This window comes from Pseudomonas sp. C2B4 (assembly GCF_013359695.1).
Classification (GTDB): domain Bacteria; phylum Pseudomonadota; class Gammaproteobacteria; order Pseudomonadales; family Pseudomonadaceae; genus Aquipseudomonas.
The window spans coordinates 1-15,519 of record NZ_JABFMU010000010.1 but is presented as its reverse complement, the minus strand read 5'-3'; the positions used below and the strand labels follow the sequence as shown (position 1 = coordinate 15,519).

Sequence of the window (15,519 nt, the reverse complement as noted above, 5' to 3'; positions counted from 1 at the left end):
CTTGTGGGGAGCGTACCTTTTTCTCAATAAATTAATTAAGAAATAGAACTGTTCTCTTCGTATGTATTGGCATGCCCTCGGGAGAAGGAAGTAAAACTTCGAATTGATTGAGGTGCAGTGCCTGTTATTTGTGCTAGGTGTTTTATCCATGGTTTCTATTTATGGTTGTGCCTCAGTCCAACCGAGTAATCAATGATGAAGTTGATAATGGAAAATCAAATAAATCTATGGAAGATAATGGCCTCGTTGATCTTTTCTGTACTCTTTCTTGCAACCTGTAAAAACGTCTATGCCAGTGAAACCAACGCCGGGTTGTGCAACGGTGCGTGGGGGATGGTCGGGGGTTATTACTGCAATCTAAACCCGATTGGCGGGGGGAGTGTCCTATGTGTTTTTTTGGGGAGAGACAATGATCGAAACGGGGTCTACCGAAGTGGCACCAGCGACCAATGTATAGTCGATGAGGCGGGGCGTCAGAGGGGGATCGACTGTAATGAAATGTGTCGCCTGAATAACAACTGCTCTAGAGTTACATGCCCCGTAGGCAAGCAACTCGACGATATAAGTGCACGACTCGATACATTAGGCCGAACGACAGACGAAGAATTAATCAAGTCGCCTTGAGATTGATTCCCCTGTCATGATTTGAATTCGATCGTTCCCATGTTTGGGAACGATCTTTCATCAATATTCAGGTTGATCAGTAAACGTCGCGGCGATAACGGCCCAGTTCGATCAGGCGTTCCACTTCCGCGGCACCGAGTACATCGTTGAGTACTTGATCAACCCCAGCCGCCATCCCTTGCAAGCTGCCGCAGACGTAAATCACGGCACCGTCCGCCAGCCATTTTTTCAATTCGTTGGCCGATTCACGCAAGCGATCCTGCACGTAGATCTTCTCGGCCTGATCCCTTGAAAACGCCAGGTCAAGGCGTTGCAAGTCACCGGCTATCAACCACTCCTCCAGCTCGTCGCGACACAGGTAATCGTGTTCGCGATTGCGCTCGCCGAACAACAGCCACTGACGCTGTTGCCCATCGGCAATCCGCGCCTTGAGCAGGCTGCGCAGGCCGGCCAGTCCGGTGCCGTTGCCGAGCAGGATCATCGGCACCGGCTCATTTGGCAGGTGGAAGCCACTGTTGCGTCGAACCCGCAGGCTGATGCTACCGCCCACCGGTGCGTGTTCGGTGAGCCAGCCGGAGCCGACGCCCAGGCTGCCGTCAGGGTGCCGTTCCTGGCGCACGATCAGTTCCAGGATGCCGTCGGCGGCAATCGAGGCGATGGAGTATTCGCGCATGGCCAATGGCACAAGGGCATCCACCAGCGCCTGCGCGTGCAGGCCGACCAGATGGCTGCGGTTCTCGGGCAACTGACGGCTGGCGAGGGCTTGCTCCAGCGGTTGTGACAAACCATCGAGTGTAATCGTGGCCCGACCGTCGATCCCCAATCCGTCGAGGAAATGCTCGATCGCCCACGGGCAGTTGCGCGGCAACACTTCCACCAGATCCCCGGCCAGCCAACTGCTGGAGGTCGGCGCGGTGAGGCCCAGCAAGTAAACGGCCGAACCGCTGCTGTCAGGGTTGAGCAGTTCGCGGCGGGTCAGGGTCCAGTTGTCATAGCTTGGCGCTTGCCAGGTGTCCACGGGCGCCTGGCCGGTCAACAGACCGAGTTGCTGCTGCCAGTGACGCAAGGCGTACGGGTCGCCACTGTCGACCTCCACCGGGGCGAAGAGGGTCTTGCCGCCGTGTTCGCCCAGCCAGGTGTGCAGGCGTCGGGCGAAACCGCAGAAGTGTTGGTACTGCCGGTCACCCAGACCGAGCACGGCGTAGTTCAGGCTCTCCAGGCTCAGCGTTCGGCCCAGTACCTTGCGCTCAAAGCCACGGGCACTGTCCGGTGCTTCGCCGTCGCCGAAGGTGCTGACCACGAACAACGCGTTGCTCGAAGCACGCAGGTCCTGTTCGCTGACACTCGCCAGCGGCTGCACTTTGACCGGCAGGCCGGCAGCCTGTAATTGGCCAGCTGTCTGCCATGCCAGTTGTTCGGCAAACCCGCTCTGGCTGGCGAAACCGATCAGCCATGCCGGGGCATCGCTGCCCGGTTGAGCCAGACCTTTGCGCGCATCCTTGATCTGCCGTTTCTTGCGGCGGCGATCGAGGTACAGCAGCCAGCCGGTGATGAAGAACAGCGGCATGGTCAGGGCGGTGATCGTCAGGATGATGCGTCCGCCGAGGCCGAAGTAACTGCCGACATGCAGCGCGTAGATGCTGGTCAGCAGTTGCGCCTTGAAACTCTTGTCGCTGTAGCGGTCATGCCGTTTGATCGCGCCAGTGACCGGGTCGAGGGTGATCTGGTTCAACGCCCGGTCGTGGGGCGAGTCTTTCAACAGGTAATAGACAGTCGCCGGTTGGCCGGCCACGGGTGGCATGCGGGTGTTGTAGAAACTCAGGCCGGGGCCGGCCGCACTGTAAATGCTGCTCCACATGGCCGAGTAATCCGCCGTCGGCGCCGGACCGCTTGGCGCGGGGCCACGACCACCGCGAACCCGTTCGTTCTGCGGCGAGTCGGACAGTAATTGGTTCAGGCCCTTGTTGTACCACTCATAGGACCAGGACAATCCGGTCAGCGCTGACAAGAGGTAAAACACCAGGCACCAGGTGCCGGCGACCGAGTGCAGGTCCCAGTTGAAGTTGCGGCCCTTTTTCTTCCAGTCGAGGGTCAGCCAGGCGCGCCAGCTCCTCCACTGGCGCGGCCAACGCAAGTACAGGCCGGACAGGCAGAAGAACACCAGGATCAGCGTACAGGCGCCGGTGATCTGCCGGCCGGTGTCGCCCATGGCGAGGAAGCGGTGCAGTTGCAGCATCAGGCCGAAGAATTGTTGACCGGTGGCATCGCCCAGCAGTTCGCCGGTATAGGGATCGAAGAAACGCATGGGGCCGCGACGCTCACCCGGCGCCGGGGTGAAGAAGGCGCGGGCGGCAATGTCGCTGTCGATGTCCACCGAGAGCATTGCGACTTTCAGGCCCGTGGCCGCTTCGACTTTTTCCACCAGTTCGGCGGGTGGCAGCACACCGGCGACCTGTTTCTGTACCTGCAGCACAGACGGATTCAGTGCGTACAGGATCTCATCCTGAAACGAAACCGTTGCACCGGTGATGCCCATCAGGGCCAGGACGAGCCCGGCGCTGATGCCAAAAAACCAGTGCAACTGGAACAGGGTTTTCTTAAACACGTCGCTCGCCTTGTTCGTTTAAAAATAATCGTCACGGCGCGCATTATGCCGTGGGTTTTCGAGAAGCATTCTTTTTTACACGCAAAAGCCCCGTTCACTTGGATGAACGGGGCATCTGCTTTCACGCTTTCCTGTAGGAGCGAGCCTGCTCGCGATGAACTGGAGAACGACGCGGGGTGTCAGGTTGACCTCGTTATCGTTCACGACCATCGCGAGCAGGCTCGCTCCTACAGAGGTTGCGTGATCACCTTTCCATTAGAAGTGGAAGTTAGTGCTCAGCAAGGCAGTACGGCCCGCCGCCTGGTTGGCGAAGTGAGTCGAGAAGGCCTTGTCGTAGTAGGTTTCGTCGGTCAGGTTCTGCACGTTCAATTGCAGGTCGATGTTCTTGGTCAGCTTGTAGGCGGCCATTGCATCGTAGCGAACGTAGGAGTCGACCATGGTGGTGTTCGCCACACTGCCGAACACATCGTCCACGTAGAACGCACCGCCACCGATGGTCAGCTTCGGAGTGACCTGATAGGTCGTCCACAGGCTGGCGCTGTTTTTCGGCGTGTTAGGCAGTTCGTTGCCGTCGTTGGCCTTGTTCGCCGCCAGTGGACCGCCGTCGACCTGCTCGCTGTCCATGTAGGCGTAGCCGGCGAACACTTGCCATTTGTCGGTCAGCTTACCGGTGGCCGACAACTCGAAGCCTTGAACGCGGGTCTTGCCGACGTTTTCGTACGAGGTGGTGTTGGTCTGCACGCGAGCGTTTTCTTTCTCGGTGCGGAAAATGTCGGCGGTCAGCGACAGGCGATCGTTCAACAGATCCCACTTGGTACCGATTTCGTAGTTCTTGGTGGTTTCCGGCTCCATGTCGCTGCTCAACAGGTTGCCGTTGCGATCCGGAGTGCCGCCCAGCGGGTTGCCGTCCTGGCCTTCGCCGAGGGTAGAGCCCGGTGGAGTGGCGGAGGTGGCGTAGGAGGCATAGATGCTGCCGTTTTCCGCTGGCTTGTAGACCACGCCGAACTGACCGGTGACGAACTCGCTGACGTCATCGCCCTTGGACGTGGTGGTGCCGGCAGCGTTGTAGGTTTTGTAGTCGGTATCGAAATGGTCGTAGCGCAGGCCCATGTTCACCAGCCACTGCTCGGACAACTCCAGGGTGTCGAACACATACAGTGCGTAAGTGTTGGCCTTGGTGTCGGTACCGGCGTAGTTGCGCGAGATCGCACCGTTCCACGGGTCGTTCGGGTTCGGGTTGGACAGCGAGGTGCAGTTGTAACCGCTTGGCGCGCCGATCAGTGCCGGCGAGCAGTTGGTGGTGACGGCCGCTGTGCCAGGGGTAGTGTCGGTGTTGACGTTGTACGAGGATTTCTGGCTTTCCTCGCGGCTCAACTCGATACCGGTGGCGAAGCTGTTCTTGAAGCCGGCGATATAGACGTCACCGAACAGATCGGTCTGGTTGGTCGTTGTCTCGGTGTTGCTGACACGGGTGTTGGCCCGGCGCCAGACGCTGCCATTGTTGACGTTGCCCTTGCTGTCGTCCGGCTGGGTCAGGATGTAGTCCTGCATGCTGCTGCCGTGGCGCAGGGTGTTCTTGACGGTCAGCGCGTCGCTCAGGTCGTGCTCGATGGCGATGGTCGCGGTGTCGACGCGGCCTTTGCGGAAGTCGCGGTTGTCCAGGCCGTAGAAGTTGCTGCTGTCGCCGCCGTCATCCGGCTTGTCCGGGTTGGACTTGGTGCGGGCAGCCGAGCCTGCGGTCGGGATCGAGTATGGAATCCCCGAATCTGGCGTGTCGTTGCTTTCCAGGTGGTAGTAATCGAGGTTGACGCGGGTGTCGGTGCCCAGGCCGAAGGCCAGCGATGGCGCGACGCCCCAGCGATCGTAATCGACACTGTCGCGACCGGCGACGTTGCTTTCGTGGCTCATCAGGTTCAGACGGCCGGCGGCGGTGTCGGAGAACTGATAGTTGCCGTCCAGGGTGTAGCGCTGGGTCTGGTCCGAGCCCCAGGTAAAGCCACCGTCGAACGAGTTGCCCAGGTGCGCTTTCTTGCTCACCAGGTTGATGCTGCCGCCCGCCGCGCCACGACCGCCAATGGCGGAGTTCGGACCCTTGCTGACTTCGATCGATTCAACGGCGAAGATCTCGCGGCTCTGCGAACCGGTATCGCGCACGCCGTCGAGGTAGGTGTCACCCTGGGCATCGAAGCCGCGGATGAATGGGCGGTCGCCCTGCGGGTTACCGCCTTCACCGGCACCGAAGGTGATGCCTGGAACAGTGCGCAGCGCGTCCTGCATGTTCAGGGCGCCGGTGTCCTTGAGGACTTGTTGCGGGATGACCGTGATCGAACGGGGGGTGTCGACCAGCGGTGCGGTGTACTTGGGCGAGGAGGCTTTTTCGACGTTGTAGGAGGTCTCGTCCTGGGCTTCGCCGGTGATCGCGGTAGCGCCCAGCGAAATGGTGTTACTTGGCGCTTTCTCGTCGGCTTTCTCAGCCGCGAAAACCATATGGCCCGCAGAGCCGGCAGTGATTGCCACGCCAATGGCAGAAGCGAGCAGGCGCGGTGAACTGACCGGTAATTGTGGGTGTAGACGTGACATTTGATTCCCCTCCCCAAGGATTTGAGGCGGCGGAATATAGGGGAGACGCGTCTTTGTATCAATTGCGAAACGTTACTATTCGCACTGAATTTACATTCTTTACAATTTAACCTTACGGTTTTTACTGTTTCGTTCGTCTAGCGGGTTTTACACGGGCAATAAGAATCAATACCATTGGCGCCCCTTGGTTTTCCGGTGTCCTTACCATGCTGTTGCATATTCCCGGCTTGTTCGACAAAGAAGAAGTGCAGCGCATTCGCGAGGCTCTGGAACAGGCCGATTGGGCTGACGGCAAGATCACCGCCGGCTATCAGTCAGCCAAGGCCAAGCACAATTTACAGTTGCCGGAGGGCCATCCGCTGGCCAAGGAGATCGGCGCGGCCATGGTGGAGCGGCTGTGGAAAAATCCGCAGTTCATGTCGGCGGCACTCCCGCACAAGGTTTCTCCTCCGTTACTGAACTGTTACACGGCCGGTGGCAGTTTCGATTTCCACATCGACAATGCCGTGCGCCAACCCAAGGGCAGCATCGAACGGGTGCGTACCGATTTGTCGGCGACCCTGTTTTTCAGCGAGCCCGAGGATTACGACGGCGGCGAGCTGGAAATTCAGGACACCTACGGCACGCAACGCGTGAAGCTGCCGGCCGGCGACATGGTGCTGTACCCCGGCACCAGCCTGCATAAGGTCAATGCGGTGACCCGTGGTGCCCGCTACGCCTCGTTCTTCTGGACCCAAAGCCTGGTGCGCGAAGACAGCCAGCGCGCTTTGCTGTTCGAGATGGACGGTGCTATCAGGCAACTGACCCAGGACGTGCCGGACCATCCTTCGCTGATCCGCCTGACCGGCACCTACCACAACCTGCTGCGCCGCTGGGTCGAGGTATGAGTTTTCGACTGCGCCGCGAGGAAGTGCTCGACGGTGAGCAACTCAAATCCATGCTCGATGAAAGCCCGGCGCGTGCGGCACAGGCGATTCTAATGGCGGCCCGCGAGGGTGATGTCGAGGCTCAGGCATTGTTGGGGCAGATCCTGCTGGACGGGCGAGGGATTGCGCAGGATCAGTCGCTGGCGTTGCGCTGGTTTGGTATCGCTGCCCGACAAGGGCACCTGATGTCGCGCAATATGCTCGGGCGTTGTCATGAACATGGCTGGGGCTGCTCCGCCGATGCGTCGGTTGCTGCACGGCATTACCGGGTCGCGGCAGAAGCCGGCCTGGATTGGGCGATGTACAACTACGCCAACCTGCTGGCGACCGGGCGCGGCGTTGGTGAGGATCAGGCGCAGGCGCTGGATCTCTATCGTCGCGCCGCTGAACTGGGCCACGCCAAATCGATGAACCTGCTGGGGCGGTATCTGGAAGAAGGGCGTTTTTGTTTAGCTGATCCAGTGGCGGCCCGTGACTGGTATCGACGTTCGGCGGCAGGCGGAGATTTTCGTGGGCAGTTCAGTTATGCAGCGGTGTTGGCCGGTGAAGGAAATATCGACGAAGCTTTGATCTGGCTGCGCAAGGCGCTGGCCGGCGGGAACTTGAATTTCCTCCGGGTGGCGAGCAAAGCGCTGTTGAGCGCAACCGATCCGGACATTCGCGCCATGACATCCGATTATGTCCAGCGACAAGCTGAACTCGAGCAGCTACTCAACCCCCTGTAGGAGCGAGCATGCTCGCGAAAAACCTTGGGTCAGCGCGGGGTGTCAGGTTTGACACGTTATCGTTGAACGCCATCGCGAGCAGAGCTCGCTCCTACAGGGAGGTGTGATTTATCGCGGCATAATCAGTCAGACACAAAAAAGCCCATGACACGTCATGGGCTTTTTGCTTTCTGCGTGTAGTGCTTACACGTAGAACGATTTCAGCGGCGGGAAGCCGTTGAATTCAACGGCGCTGTAGCTGGTGGTGTAGGCACCGGTCGACAGCCAGTACAGGCGATCGCCGATGGCCAGGTTCAGCGGCAGGCCGTACTTGTAGTTTTCGTACATGATGTCGGCGCTGTCGCAGGTCGGGCCAGCGATGACCACTTCTTCCACTTCGCCGTTCTTTTCGGTCCAGATCGGGAACTTGATGGCTTCGTCCATGGTTTCGATCAGGCCCGAGAACTTGCCCACGTCGGTGTATACCCAACGCTCGACGGCGGTACGGGACTTACGTGCCACCAGTACCACTTCGCTGACCAGGATGCCGGCGTTGGCAATCAACGAACGGCCTGGCTCCAGGATGATTTCCGGCAGATCGTCACCGAAGTCTTCCTTGAGGAAGCGGATGATTTCTTCGGCGTAGGTTTCCAGGCTGTTGGTACGGGTGATGTAGTTGGCCGGGAAGCCGCCACCCATGTTGATCAGCTTCAGTTCGATGCCGTCTTCTTCTTTCAGGCGCTCGAAAATCACTTTGACCTTGGCAATCGCCGCGTCCCAGACGCTGATGTCGCGCTGTTGCGAACCAACGTGGAACGACACGCCGTAAGGGACCAGGCCCAGGTCGCGGGCGAGGATCAGCAGGTCCATGGCCATGTCGGTCTGGCAGCCGAATTTGCGCGACAGCGGCCAGTCGGCGGTGGTCGAGCCTTCGGTCAGGATGCGCACGTAGACTTTCGAACCCGGTGCGGCCTTGGCGATATTGCGCAAGTCGGCTTCGGAGTCGGTGGCGTACAGGCGAACGCCCTTCTCGTAGAAGTAGCGGATGTCCTTGGACTTCTTGATGGTGTTGCCGTAGCTGATCTGATCGGCGCTGACGCCACGGCTCAGCACTTTGTCCAGCTCGTAGATCGAGGCGATGTCGAAGCTCGAGCCTTTTTCCTTGAGCAGGTCGATGATTTCCACGGCCGGGTTGGCCTTGACCGCGTAGTAGACCTTGGCGAATTCGAAACCGGCGCGCAGGTCGTCATAGGCCTGGCTGATCATTCCGGTATCGATCAATACGAACGGGGTTTCTTGCTTGTCGGCGAACGCCTTCATTTTCTGAAAGGTTTCGCGCGCGAAATAGTCTTCGACCTGGATCGACATGCTGGGAACTCCTACTGGCAAACTGAAATTATCAATGGGTGCAAATGAACGTCCTCCGTATCCCCACTTTGGTTCGCCTACTTCCCAAGGCATGTCGCCGAAAGCAAAAAGGCCATGGGAAGCGCTGCTTTCCCTTGGCCTTGCTGTCTCGTCGTCAGTACTTGAGCCGGATGGATCGTTTCCAGCATGGACGTTCGGCGCGAACTTTAGGGCGTGAGGGGCTCGAGATCAACAAAAAATGTCGCGTTTTTGCACGCTTCCGTCGTGCGGTCCCTGACAGCTACTGATGTAACGGACCTGTGTGACGGTGTGATGTTCCCTCGGGAGGGGAGTTTGGGGTGATCCAGGGGGAGTCGATCAGAGACGAGAATCGCGAACCGGTGGAACTCCCCTTGAAGGGTACTGAGTGCTCCCTGGTCCGACTGTGATTGCGGCAGGGAGCCATCAGGGTATGTCAAATGTCGGTAACTATTGGCGACTAATTAAATGACTTGAATTTGCAGAACATAGTTTTTTGCCAAAACCGGATATTGCGAAGGTGTGAGCCTGGCGGTGATGGTCATGTTGCTCGTCACGCTGGGGACATAAATTCTTCCGTTCAAGTAACCAGGGTTATTACCTACTGTTACACCTGGCGTAGCAGGCGAAACACTCACTAAAGTCCAATTACCGGAACCTGGAACGATTTGTCCAGTCGCATCCAGCAGGTCGCCGAGGGGAAGCTTTGTGAAGCTATTTCCGCGCCGTACTTTATTCGGGTTTCCAGTCGCGCTGAGGCGCAGCTGAACGGCTGGGCCCGCGTGAGCAGAGGGTTCGTCGCGGTTGGGTAACACGTCGGAAGTATTCATTTAAAAATTCCTTTTTTGATAAGTAGTGAATTTAACAAGTTGTACAGTGCGTGGTTTCGTCGAGCAACTGCACGCCATTAGTTAAATGTCTTTAATCGGAAAATGAAACTGTCATTTATGAGGGTATTGAATGTGGATTTGTAACTGGCGGGATATCTAAAAGTATGTGTGAAGTGGGGGTTGTATTTTTGTTAATGCAACTCCGCCGCTGCATCCAATGACTCAGCGGCGGGAGGCATGAATTAAATCAGCGCCATATCGGCTGGCGAAACAATACTTGTCTTGCCTCCACGAGACTTGCCTGAGCTCAGATACTCGGCAATCGACTCCTGAGTCACCTCCCCGAGAAACACCCGCTCGGCATCCATCACTGGCAGCCAGGCCCGATTGAACTCGTACATCCGCGACAGCAGGATGCGCAAATGCTCGTCATACGCTGCGGTGGCATTGAACTCGCGCAGGTATTGGGCGCAGGTGCCGGTCTGGCGGTGCAGGTCGCGGCGTCGCACATAACCCAATGCCTTGTTCCCAGCGTCGGTGACCACCACATAACGCCGGTCATGCTCATCCATCAATTCCAGTGCTTCGGCCACCGGAGTCTGCGGACTGACGGACGGCGCGTTGTCCGCCGCGTCTTCGGCCTTTACCAGCAACAGGCGCTTGAGGGTGCTGTCCTGGCCGACGAAGTGGCTGACGAAATCATCCACGGGATGGGCGAGCAGGGTGTCGGGGTGGTCGATTTGCAGCAGTTTGCCAGCCCGGAAGATCGCGATCTTGTCGCCCAGCTTGATCGCTTCGTCGATGTCGTGGCTGACCATGATCACCGTCTTGTTCAGCGCCCGTTGCATCTCGAAGAACTCGTTCTGGATCATTTCGCGGTTGATCGGGTCGACCGCGCCGAAGGGTTCGTCCATCAGTAACAGCGGCGCATTGGCCGCCAGCGCGCGAATCACACCAATGCGTTGCTGCTGGCCGCCGGACAGTTCACGGGGATAGCGATGCAGATACTGCTTGGGCTCCAGCTTGATCATGCTCATCAACTCGCGGGCGCGGTCGTGGCATTTCTGTTTGTCCCAGCCGAGCAGTTTCGGAACAACCACGATGTTCTCCTCGATGGTCATGTTCGGGAACAGGCCGATCTGCTGGATCACATAACCGATGTTGCGCCGCAGCGTCACTTCGTCGAGATCGGTGGTGTCTTCACCTTTGATCAGGATCTTGCCCGAAGTCGGTTTGATCAGGCGGTTGATCATTTTCAGGGTGGTGCTTTTGCCGCAACCCGATGGCCCGAGGAACACACAGATCTCGCCTTCATTGACGGTCAGGCTTACCGAGTCCACGGCTTTCACGTCTTTGCCGTTGCTTTGGAAGGTCTTGCTGAGGTTTTGAAGTTCAATCATTTGAGCAGTCCTTTTGGAGTCAGCGAGCGTTGCAGCATTTGCAAAAGCAGGTCGGTGAAGATGGCCAGCAGGCTGACCAGCACGGCGCCGACGATCAGCATCGACATGTCGCTGCGGCTGATAGAGGCGAGGATGAGTACGCCGAGGCCGCCGGCGCCGATGGTGGCGGCGATGGTCATGACACCGATGTTCATCACGACGGCGGTGCGTACACCGGCGAGGATTACCGGCACGGCGATGGGCAGTTCGACCAAGCGCAGGCGCTGGCCGAAGGTCATGCCGATACCCCGGGCGGCTTCACGGATGCCGGGTTCGACGCCGGTCAGGGCGAGGTAGGTGTTACGCATGATCGGCAGCAGTGAATACAGAAACACGGCGGTGATCGCCGGCATCGGCCCCAGGCCCTGGCCGAACTTCGAATAGAACGGCAGCAGCAGGCCGAACAGGGCAATCGATGGCACGGTCAGCAACACCGTGGCGCTGGCCTGCAGGGGGCCGGCGAGGGTCGGAAAGCGTGTCATCAGAATGCCCAGGGGCACGCCGACCACAATGGCCAGGGTGACGGCGATACCGACCAGGGTGATGTGCTGCCAGGTCAGGTGCATCACCTGCTGCCAATCGAGATGGGAAAAGGCGTTCAAGAAGTCCATGGCTTTTCCTCCTTAATTGAATGGATGCTGGCGCAGGAAATCGGCGGCAACGGCGGATGGGCTTTCATGGTCGACATCCACCCGCGCATTGAGCTGGCGCATGGTGTCGTCATCGAACAGTTCGGCCAGGGGTTTGAGCTGCTCGGCCAATGCGGGATGAGCGTCAAGAAACGCCTGGCGCACCACGGGCGCGGCGGTGTAGTCCGGGAAGTAGTGCTTGTCGTCTTCCAGCAGTTTCAGCTTGAAGGCATTGAGGCGACCGTCGGTGGTGTAGACCAGGCCGGCAAACACCTGACCGTTGCGCAGTGCGGTGTAAACCAGTCCGGCGTCCATCTGGCGGATGTTTTGGCGGGTCAGGTTCATGTCGTAGAGGTCGACCATGCCGCGTAGACCGTCAGAGCGATTGGCGAACTCGGTGTCCAAAGCGACCAGATGATGAGTCTTGGCTTCGTCCTGCAACACCTCATTGAGCTGGCTGATGCTATTGATCTGCGGGTACTCGTCAGCGACGTTTTTCGGCAGGGCAAGGGCATAGGTGTTGCTGAATTTCGACGGCGTCAGCCAGACCAGGCCTTTTTTCGCATCGAGTGCTTTCACCCGGGCGTAGGACTGTTCGCTATCGAGTTTTTCAGTGACATGGTTGTAGGCCACCAGCGACACGCCGGTGTATTCCCAAAGCATGTCCAGTTGTCCGCTTTCTTGGGCACTGCGGGCCAGATTGCTGCCCAGGCCGCCCGTTACTTGGGCGTCGTAACCCTTGGCGCGCAGGTATTGCGAAGTGATTTCCGCCAGCAGGGCCTGCTCGGTGAATACCCGGGCGCCGATGCGGATGACCGGTTTTTCTGTGGCTTGGGCAAATCCTGCGCACAGCAGGACGCAGCCTAGTAAAAAGCTTGATGTCTTCATGAGAATTCCTTTGCCGAGGCTTAAGACGGGCGCAAGCCGCGTTCGAGCCAGAGGCGGCTGGCAACAGTCACCAGGCCGTCGAGCAACAACGCCAACAGCGCTGTGCAAGCCGCACCGAGCATCAGTTGCGGCTGATTGTTCAGGGCAATGCCGGGGAAAATCAGGCTGCCCAGGCTATTGGCGCCGATCAGGAACGCCAGGGGCGCCGTCCCGACATTGATCGCCAGCGCCACACGCACACCACCGATGATGATCGGCACGGCGTTCGGCAATTCGACTTTCCACAGCACCTGGCGCGGGGTCATGCCGATGCCGATGGCGGCTTCCTTGAGCGAACCCTGAACGTTTTTCAGGCCTTCGTAGGTGTTGCGCACGATGGGCAATAACGAGGCGAGGAACAGGGCGAAGATCGCTGGACCGCTGCCGATGCCGAGGACGCCCAGGGCGATGGCCAACACCGCCAGCGGTGGAATGGTGTTGCCGATGTTGAAGATCTGCATGAAGCGCTCGGCGCGCGCGACCCGGGTCGGACGGCTGAGGAAGATGCCGGCGGGGAGGCCCACGGCAAGGGCGGCCAGCATGGAAGCGAGGACGAGAAGCAGATGAGCTTGCAGGTAAAACAACAGATCGTCGCGGTAATGTTCGATCGTGTCGATGCCGATCCAGTGGATCAGCAGGGCCAGAAGGGCGATTACCAGCGCGCCTCCTATCAGCCCTTTGCCATGGTGGATAGCCACAGGCGGACTCCTTTTTTCTTTGTCGGCGAACGTAGTCCCGTGTGGCAGGCCATCATTGGCTGCCGGGCAAGGCGTTCGCGAGAAGCAGCTCAAGCCGAGCGCAATCCCCTGTAGGAGCGAGCATGCTCGCGAAAAACGCCCAGACAACGCGTACATTCAGGTATCCCGCGTTATCGTTAACGTCCATCGCGAGCTTGCTCGCTCCTACAGGGGGAGGCGTACGGCATTTCGAGCCATGAGCGCAGCCTCGTCAGGCCAACTTGCTGATGTTTCAGCCCCCGACGAGTGGTCGTAACAGGGGAGTGGACGCCTCCACCTTTTAAAAGGTTCCATAGTTGGCAGCGTTTGGCCACCCTGTATGGCCATTCCCCTCGGGGCGAACGGTGGTTCGTGGAGGTCGGTTTGCGCTATACTCGCCGCCCTTTTTTTGATCACCGCCAGGCGATTTCCCATGACCAAACAGGCCGCCGAAGTCGCGAAACGCCGCACTTTCGCCATTATTTCCCACCCCGATGCCGGTAAAACCACCATCACCGAGAAGCTCTTGCTGATGGGCAAGGCGATTGCGGTGGCCGGTACGGTGAAATCCCGTAAATCCGACCGCCATGCCACCTCCGACTGGATGGAAATGGAAAAGCAGCGGGGTATCTCGATTACCACGTCGGTCATGCAGTTCCCGTATCGCGAGCACATGATCAACCTGCTCGACACCCCGGGCCACGAAGACTTCTCCGAAGACACCTACCGCACCCTGACCGCGGTGGACTCGGCCTTGATGGTTCTCGACGGCGGTAAAGGTGTCGAGCCTCGTACCATCGCCCTGATGGACGTCTGCCGTCTGCGTGACACGCCGATTGTCAGCTTCATCAACAAACTTGACCGTGACATTCGCGACCCGATCGAACTGCTCGACGAAATCGAAGCGGTCCTGAAGATCAAGGCCGCGCCTATCACCTGGCCGATCGGTTGCTACCGCGATTTCAAAGGCGTGTATCACCTCGCCGACGACTACATCATTGTCTACACCGCCGGTCACGGCCACGAGCGCACCGAAACCAAAATCATCGAGAAGCTGGATTCCGACGAAGCGCGGGCGCATCTGGGTGACGAATACGAGCGTTTCCTCGAGCAGCTGGAACTGGTGCAGGGCGCCTGCCACGAGTTCAACCAGCAGGAGTTTCTCGACGGCCAATTGACCCCGGTGTTCTTCGGTACTGCCTTGGGCAACTTCGGTGTCGACCATGTCCTCGATGCCGTGGTCGACTGGGCGCCACGCCCGCTCGCACGCGTAGCCAACGAACGCACCGTGGAACCGGTGGAAGAGAAGTTCTCGGGCTTCATCTTCAAGATCCAGGCGAACATGGACCCCAAACACCGCGACCGCATCGCCTTCATGCGTATCTGTTCCGGCAAGTACGAGAAAGGCATGAAGATGCGCCACGTGCGCACCGGCAAGGACGTGCGCATCGGCGATGCGTTGACGTTCTTCTCCTCGGAGCGTGAGCAACTGGAAGAGGCCTTCGCCGGCGACATCATCGGTCTGCACAACCACGGCACCATCCAGATCGGCGACACCTTCAGCGAAGGCGAAACCCTGGGTTTCACCGGTATCCCGCACTTCGCCCCGGAACTGTTCCGCCGCGTACGTCTGAAAGATCCGCTGAAATCCAAGCAACTGCGCCAAGGTCTGCAGCAATTGGCCGAAGAAGGTGCGACCCAGGTGTTCTTCCCGGAACGCAGCAACGACATCATCCTCGGCGCCGTCGGTGTGCTGCAGTTCGATGTGGTCGCCAGCCGCCTGAAAGAGGAATACAAGGTCGAGTGCTCCTACGAGCCGATCACCGTCTATTCCGCGCGCTGGATCGAATGCGGCGACAAGAAGAAGCTTGAGGAATTCTCCAACAAGGCTGTGGAAAACCTGGCACTGGACGGCGGCGGTCACCTGACCTACCTCGCGCCGACGCGGGTCAACCTGGCGTTGATGGAAGAGCGCTGGCCGGATATCAAATTCCGTGCGACGCGTGAGCATCACTAAGCGCTGAGTTGTAAACACCAAAAGCCCCGACGCGAAAGCCTCGGGGTTTTTTATTGCCTGTTCCCCCCTGTAGGAGCGAGCCTGAACTGGCCTAATGATTTTGGACACTTCAATCGGGCGCTATGATGGCGCCCAA

At 58.8% G+C, this 15,519-nt stretch carries 11 protein-coding genes; 3 read left to right on the top strand and 8 right to left on the bottom strand.

Translation table 11 applies throughout. The features are described from left to right. Window positions 1-700: 700 nt before the first annotated feature. Together HNQ83_RS09820 and HNQ83_RS09815 are read right to left on the bottom strand one after the other, a co-directional pair. A complete protein-coding gene (locus tag HNQ83_RS09820; RefSeq protein WP_175388762.1) occupies window positions 701-3,229 on the bottom strand; it encodes a PepSY domain-containing protein in 2,529 nt (842 codons plus the stop codon). 255 nt (window positions 3,230-3,484) lie between these two features. Further along, window positions 3,485-5,809, bottom strand: a complete 2,325-nt coding sequence (locus HNQ83_RS09815; RefSeq protein WP_175388761.1) for a TonB-dependent siderophore receptor — start codon at window positions 5,807-5,809, stop codon at window positions 3,485-3,487. Between the two features lie 206 nt (window positions 5,810-6,015). Here HNQ83_RS09815 and HNQ83_RS09810 point away from each other — a divergent pair, with 206 nt between their 5' ends. Together HNQ83_RS09810 and HNQ83_RS09805 are read left to right on the top strand one after the other, a co-directional pair. Beyond that, complete coding sequence (locus tag HNQ83_RS09810) at window positions 6,016-6,696, top strand: Fe2+-dependent dioxygenase (RefSeq protein ID WP_175388760.1); 681 nt, start codon at window positions 6,016-6,018, stop codon at window positions 6,694-6,696. Then, window positions 6,693-7,460, top strand: coding sequence for a tetratricopeptide repeat protein (locus HNQ83_RS09805; protein ID WP_175388759.1), 768 nt, complete (start codon window positions 6,693-6,695; stop codon window positions 7,458-7,460). The genes HNQ83_RS09810 and HNQ83_RS09805 overlap by 4 nt, the downstream gene beginning before the upstream one ends. A 183-nt stretch (window positions 7,461-7,643) precedes the next feature. Here HNQ83_RS09805 and HNQ83_RS09800 read toward each other — a convergent pair whose 3' ends face one another. The 6 genes from HNQ83_RS09800 to HNQ83_RS09775 form a co-directional block, all read right to left on the bottom strand. Further along, window positions 7,644-8,807: a type III PLP-dependent enzyme gene (locus HNQ83_RS09800; RefSeq protein WP_175388758.1), complete on the bottom strand. Its 1,164-nt coding sequence runs from the start codon at window positions 8,805-8,807 to the stop codon at window positions 7,644-7,646. 482 nt (window positions 8,808-9,289) lie between these two features. Further along, the gene (locus tag HNQ83_RS09795) at window positions 9,290-9,655 is read right to left on the bottom strand and encodes a hypothetical protein (RefSeq protein ID WP_175388757.1); all 366 of its coding nucleotides are present in this window, start codon (window positions 9,653-9,655) and stop codon (window positions 9,290-9,292) included. A 242-nt stretch (window positions 9,656-9,897) separates the two neighbouring features. Next, window positions 9,898-11,055 (bottom strand): betaine/proline/choline family ABC transporter ATP-binding protein, encoded by a 1,158-nt coding sequence (locus HNQ83_RS09790; protein WP_175388756.1) that lies wholly within the window; start codon window positions 11,053-11,055, stop codon window positions 9,898-9,900. After that, the gene (locus HNQ83_RS09785; protein ID WP_175388755.1) at window positions 11,052-11,705 is read right to left on the bottom strand and encodes an ABC transporter permease; all 654 of its coding nucleotides are present in this window, start codon (window positions 11,703-11,705) and stop codon (window positions 11,052-11,054) included. The genes HNQ83_RS09790 and HNQ83_RS09785 overlap by 4 nt, the downstream gene beginning before the upstream one ends. A 12-nt stretch (window positions 11,706-11,717) precedes the next feature. Then, window positions 11,718-12,611, bottom strand: coding sequence for a glycine betaine ABC transporter substrate-binding protein (locus tag HNQ83_RS09780; protein ID WP_175388754.1), 894 nt, complete (start codon window positions 12,609-12,611; stop codon window positions 11,718-11,720). 20 nt (window positions 12,612-12,631) lie between these two features. Beyond that, window positions 12,632-13,348, bottom strand: a complete 717-nt coding sequence (locus tag HNQ83_RS09775) for an ABC transporter permease subunit (protein WP_175388753.1) — start codon at window positions 13,346-13,348, stop codon at window positions 12,632-12,634. 451 nt (window positions 13,349-13,799) lie between these two features. On the opposite strand from HNQ83_RS09775, the gene HNQ83_RS09770 reads away from it, so the two are divergent. After that, entirely contained in the window at window positions 13,800-15,383 is a 1,584-nt protein-coding gene (locus HNQ83_RS09770) for a peptide chain release factor 3 (RefSeq protein WP_175388752.1), read from the top strand. Window positions 15,384-15,519: the final 136 nt, after the last annotated feature.

Bases quoted from the DNA above. Each gene is read 5' to 3' on its own strand.
- HNQ83_RS09780 (WP_175388754.1), bottom strand. From the start codon at position 12,611: ATGAAGACATCAAGCTTTTTACTAGGCTGCGTCCTGCTGTGCGCAGGA.
- HNQ83_RS09815 (WP_175388761.1), bottom strand. From the start codon at position 5,809: ATGTCACGTCTACACCCACAATTACCGGTCAGTTCACCGCGCCTGCTC.
- HNQ83_RS09790 (WP_175388756.1), bottom strand. From the start codon at position 11,055: ATGATTGAACTTCAAAACCTCAGCAAGACCTTCCAAAGCAACGGCAAA.
- HNQ83_RS09810 (WP_175388760.1), top strand. From the start codon at position 6,016: ATGCTGTTGCATATTCCCGGCTTGTTCGACAAAGAAGAAGTGCAGCGC.
- HNQ83_RS09770 (WP_175388752.1), top strand. From the start codon at position 13,800: ATGACCAAACAGGCCGCCGAAGTCGCGAAACGCCGCACTTTCGCCATT.
- HNQ83_RS09795 (WP_175388757.1), bottom strand. From the start codon at position 9,655: ATGAATACTTCCGACGTGTTACCCAACCGCGACGAACCCTCTGCTCAC.
- HNQ83_RS09800 (WP_175388758.1), bottom strand. From the start codon at position 8,807: ATGTCGATCCAGGTCGAAGACTATTTCGCGCGCGAAACCTTTCAGAAA.
- HNQ83_RS09805 (WP_175388759.1), top strand. From the start codon at position 6,693: ATGAGTTTTCGACTGCGCCGCGAGGAAGTGCTCGACGGTGAGCAACTC.
- HNQ83_RS09785 (WP_175388755.1), bottom strand. From the start codon at position 11,705: ATGGACTTCTTGAACGCCTTTTCCCATCTCGATTGGCAGCAGGTGATG.